General features: G+C 43.8%; 1 protein-coding gene. It reads left to right on the forward strand.

All coding sequences use genetic code 11. The features are described from left to right. Positions 1-202 (forward strand): hypothetical protein (locus tag RAD10_RS42600; protein ID WP_461622103.1); only part of this gene is annotated, 202 nt, incomplete at its 5' end. Positions 203-233 lie beyond the last annotated feature (31 nt).

Genomic DNA, 233 nt, shown 5'->3' on the forward strand with positions numbered 1-233 from the left:
CAATATCACCAAAGAAGAACACCCGGAAACAATGTCTGAGCATGCCAGCGTTGCTAAGCGGGGTGGTTCTGTTGCTAAGGTGGCCCGGGAAGCTTTCGAGAAGCAGACCGGCAAGAAAGTCGTCAGTTCTATGAGTATGAAAAGATTCATAGATTCTCAGCAGCCTCAATTGGATCTTGGTGAAGATGAAAAAGAAATTTGACCGTTCTTGTTCTATTTATCAATCAAGACTT

The organism is Bradyrhizobium sp. 23AC, assembly GCF_054863025.1.